Below are 3,578 nucleotides of genomic sequence, written 5' to 3'. Positions count from 1 at the left end.
CGTTGAAATTGACCTCAGGTGTATCAAGTGAATTTAGAGTAGAAAAGACGTGTGCACATATGTGCCGGTTTGTCGGGGTTTTCAGTTTGCCCTGAATAAAAATTCGGCGAGACTTCATGAAAATAATTAATGATGTTCCGCGGCGAGTAGAAAAAAAAGAGAACTGCGGTGAAATTTACACGAGAATCGATTTGAACCAGTACTTACAGGTTTTTCGATTGTTCCTGTGGGGCGGTTCTCCCGGCGGGCTGCTCATTTTTTGAAGCCTGAATTCCACAGATCAATCCCAGATAACCTGAGATCCTCTCAGTAGGTGTATAGAGATTGCCATCCAGGATTTTCTTTATTGGAGCGATTTTTCCCTGGAGGGCCGCGTCTGCCCCGATCGTATTGAGCATATCTTCCCGCAAAACAGGATCTTTAATGGCAGTGACAAATTGGATTGCCTGATCAAACTGGGACTCATTCATCAAAGTTGAGAGCAATTTCAGAGAGAGTTGTCCTTTCCATGACTTTTTTAAATCGGACTGATTTATATCATGGGCAGCCTGTTCGGGCTTGCCATTTTTTATCAGAGAGGTTGTCTGGTGAATCAGCTTGTCCTCTTTTGATAATTCGGGAACTTTATCCTTTAACGTTTGTTTGATCTGTGTTTTCAATTCATCGTTCTTCTGATCCACTGCCTGTATGATGACAGCAGGCAGACTGGTTTCCAAAAGTGAATCTTTCAAATTATCATTTGCAGACTCCTGGCTTTCCAGAACGAGTTTCCAGGTCTCAGTCGCTAATTGCGGTTGTGACGCTTGAGAAAGCAGTTTGACCAATAGGATTAGTCTGTTATCAGCAGCAGATTTCAAGTTGCGTAATTGTTTTCGGTAGTTATTGACTCCTCTTCTGACACGATCGGCCGTATCGAGATTGAGAGCGTCCTTGAACTGGTCCTGAAAATTGAAGTTGGACGATTCATTAATTTTATTTTGCGTTGCGACAACGCTTGGTGCGATAGCACGGATTGATTGCACAGAGTCCTTAAGGAACTTGACCGCTTCTGCATTTTGCCCCAATTCGGATTCCGCACAGGCAATTTGAAGATACGTTTGAGCCAACATTTCCAGGGGGCTGGCGAGAGGCAGCGTCATCTCATTTACCGATTTGATATCTCCCAATGTGATCGGAGCAGGAACCGGCGTATTAGCCAAAAATGATTTTGATTTTGTCAGGAAGATACGGGCCGCCTCCAGTTGTTTCAGTGAGATCAGTTTTCTGGCACAGCGTGCATACACAAATGCGCTTCCTGTTGATGACAGCTTCATTTCTGCAGGCTGAATGCGTGAAATTTCCGGTTTCTGCTTTGCTTTCACTGCATGTTCTACCTGTGATAAAGCCCATTGCGTTACGGCTTCCGTACGTCCCATTGATTCAGGGGCCAATGCTGCCCAGTTTAAAGCCTCTTGTGGATAACCTCGTGCAATTAAAATTAATGTTGTTGCAACCCACTGAGGAGAATCCCAGTGGCGGTGCAGGTCAACCAGTGAATCAAAATTATATTGATTTGTTTCATGCGCAATTTGCAGGTAAGCAGATAATTGCGCCAGACTGTTTTCCTCCTGATATTTTTTAATCAGGTCCACTGCCGGCTCTTCTTTACCGGCAGCAACCCAGAATGCCGCCAGACGGGCTACCAGATCGAGAGAGTCCCTTCCACCAAATGCGGGAATCTGTTTGGCGAGTTGTTCTGTTTGCTCCAGTGTCTGCTTCAGACCAGATTCATCCTTTTCTCTTAATTGAATCCAGCCAATTTCAACTAAAGGAAAGATTTTGTAAAATGGAAGCGGCGGGCTCACTGCATCAATTCGCTCTATCTGTTCCTGAGAAGATTTAATATCTCCTGCGACCGCGTAGGCTTCTGCGGCTAAACGTCTGCTGAAAGGCTTGCTGCGGTTTTCCCTGGTTCTGGAAAGTTCCACTATGGTTTCAAGCGCTTCTTTCTGAACCAATGCAGGAGACAAAGGAGTTGCTTTGTTTTTGCCGGTAGTCTGACTGCTTTTCGGGTTGTTTTCCAGCGGATTGACTTTTGATTTGTCATTATCGTTAAAAAATGATTTCTGGGCCGCCTGGTTAATCGCTGGCAGATCAAATGGTTTATTTAAATCTGAAGCGTCTTTCACATCGGTAAAGTAGAAATAGGCGCCGCCCAGAGACGCAGCAATGAGCAGTGTGACTGCGATCAGCGGCAGCTTCGAATTTATCTTAGTTTGGGGCTTCACCTGTTCCGTTGATTTTCGGTCCTGGGCATCCGAGTCAGGGACCATGAACACGGGGGCCAGACATTCCGGATTGCGACATTTTACCTCTTTTCCGACCACTTTTGTAGAAGCGAAACCAGCTGTATCACACATGGGACACACAACACGGAACATTTTTCCTTTTTCCGGCTTCCTTAATAAGGGAATTACTTTTGAGGTCTGTTGTTGCCGCTCGAGTTCAAAGGGATCATCGTCAGACACCGTTTCGCGTCTGTTTCGTTTGATCGTGGGATTTTTTTGATCTGTCGGTACCTGAACGGGTTGTTTCGCCGCGGTTGTTTTTCCTGCAGTTGATTTACGCGACGAAGACATGGACGCACCGCAGAAAGGGCATTCTGCTGCATCTTCATCTAAAACCGATGCTCCACAAGATGGGCAAGTTGGAAGATCCATATTCAGTAGTCCGATATATTATAATTGTCAGAGGAATTGAATGGTTGACTCAGCGCAAGCGCGATAGATTGGATTATCGATACCATAGTTATATGATCAAGATGATACACAGAAATGCATTATTGGATCACGATTTCGAAAACAGATATCTAACTCTATTGTATACGCTGGATAACCTTTGCATCAAGGATTATCTATTACAGTACATGACATCTTTGGTCAAAGAGGACAAGGGCAACGGTCGTGGGATGCGATTCAACTGAATCAGGTGTAAAGATAAACAAAATCCCCAGGCTTACCAGTTTGTAATCAGCCTGAAATCAAATTTTGGAGGAGTAATATAAAAACATGCAACAACAGACCAATGAGATTCTGATACTAATGGAAGAAGCTTTGGGGAATAAAAAAACAGTGGCTCCTGTTTTAGACCAGATATTGGAGTTTCTGGGGGGGAGGGCAATTGGATTATGGCGCTGTGGAAAAGGTAAACTGCTCCAGATAGGCTTTCGCGCTGTTCCTGAAATGGATGAACAAATAAGTAGGCAATTTGCTGAATTCACTCAGGAAGTCCCGCTAGAAAATACCGGCTTAGGAATAGTAAAGGCGGTCCTGGATCAAATTCCTGCGATCGGAACTCTGCAGGGGGAGAACTCCGGGCTTCAGGGGTCTTCTGAGTGGCTCCGAAAATTTGAGGCGCAGCAATCCTATGCGGTGCCGATATTTGATGCAGATCAGGTGGTTGGAGTCCTGGCGATTTCGACCAATTGTATTCACCATACGGGAGATACGGAGTGGAAAATTCTGACGAATATTGCGGCAGGAATTGGTGAGAAAAAACTTTTGGGGATGCTTTAGCCTGCGAAATCGTTTATGATTTAT

At 44.8% G+C, this 3,578-nt stretch carries 2 protein-coding genes; one reads left to right on the top strand and one right to left on the bottom strand.

The window, feature by feature from the left end; translation table 11 throughout:
- Positions 1–203: 203 nt before the first annotated feature.
- Positions 204–2,618 carry a hypothetical protein gene (locus tag Q0294_RS02030; RefSeq protein ID WP_299460374.1) on the bottom strand — a complete coding sequence of 805 codons (2,415 nt, stop codon included), beginning with the start codon at positions 2,616–2,618 and terminating at the stop codon, positions 204–206.
- Between the two features lie 429 nt (positions 2,619–3,047).
- Between Q0294_RS02030 and Q0294_RS02025 the strand changes: the two genes are divergently transcribed.
- The gene (locus Q0294_RS02025) at positions 3,048–3,554 is read left to right on the top strand and encodes a GAF domain-containing protein (RefSeq protein WP_299460372.1); all 507 of its coding nucleotides are present in this window, start codon (positions 3,048–3,050) and stop codon (positions 3,552–3,554) included.
- Positions 3,555–3,578: the final 24 nt, after the last annotated feature.

This window comes from uncultured Gimesia sp. (genome assembly GCF_937919775.1).
Lineage (GTDB): Bacteria > Planctomycetota > Planctomycetia > Planctomycetales > Planctomycetaceae > Gimesia.
This window is presented reverse-complemented; position numbering and strand designations above follow the sequence as displayed.